The sequence below is a fragment of the Corynebacterium sp. ACRPS genome, from assembly GCF_022346005.1.
Classification (GTDB): Bacteria; Actinomycetota; Actinomycetes; order Mycobacteriales; family Mycobacteriaceae; genus Corynebacterium.
The window spans coordinates 1-975 of record NZ_JAKRMY010000042.1 but is presented as its reverse complement, the minus strand read 5'-3'; the positions used below and the strand labels follow the sequence as shown (position 1 = coordinate 975).

General features: G+C 52.6%; 1 protein-coding gene. It reads right to left on the bottom strand.

Annotated features, from left to right (window positions below; all coding sequences use genetic code 11):
• A partial coding sequence (locus tag MHX65_RS11475) for an IS256 family transposase (protein WP_239270172.1) occupies positions 1 to 907 on the bottom strand: 907 nt, incomplete at its 3' end.
• Positions 908 to 975 lie beyond the last annotated feature (68 nt).

Here is a 975-nt window from a genome sequence, read left to right as displayed (position 1 = left end):
TGTAGACCTTTTTCAACGCGGCTGATACAGCGCGGCGATCCCCATAGGCCACCCATCGATTCGCAGCACGAATTAAGTGCACGATACAGGTTTGCACCATAGAGTTCGGCCAAGTTGCCTCCACTGCCTCTGGTAGGCCTTTCAGCCCGTCACAGCAGACGATAAAGACGTCTTTGACCCCACGATTGGCCAGGTTGGCGCATACCTGCGCCCAGAAGGAAGCACCTTCTTCTTTGGCAATCCACAATCCCAAAATATGCTTGATCCCGTCGAGGTCCACCCCGATTGCCATGTACGCAGACTTGTTAACTACCCGGCCGCCGTCGCGGACTTTAATGCGCAACGCATCCAGGAATATCACGGGGTAGAACTCGTCTAACTGGCGGTTTTGCCAGATCATGACCTCGTCGAGGACGGCGTCGGTGACTGCGGAGATCGTCTCATGGGAGATATCAACCCGCATCGCAGTTGCCATATGGTGCTGGATATCCCGAATGGTCATTCCGCCGGCATATAAGCTGACAATCATATCGTCAACATCTGTCAGCCGCCTGGAGCCTTTGGGCATCATAGTAGGAACAAACGTGCCGTTTCTGTCTCGTGGAACATCAATGTTTACTGGCCCGTAGTTAGAATCCACGGTTTTCGGGTAGGTGCCGTTGCGGTGATTGTCTGTTCCAGCAGTAGCTTTAGCTGCTCTATCGCCGGGCTCATAGCCTAGGTGGGCATCCATTTCAGCATTCAAACCCCGGGTAATTGAGGCTTGCAACATGCCCCGAACTAGGTCATTGGCATCCGTTGTCGACGTGCCTAGCTCATCAATCAGTTTCGCGATTTCTGGGTTAGCAAGCAGCTTCTTTTCAATCGCATCAATCTTGGCCTTATCAGCCGGATCTCGTCTCGCCATAGTAGTCATTCTGGTTCATCTCCTTATGCGGGTTAGGTTCCCACACACAAACCATTAGACACTCTCAG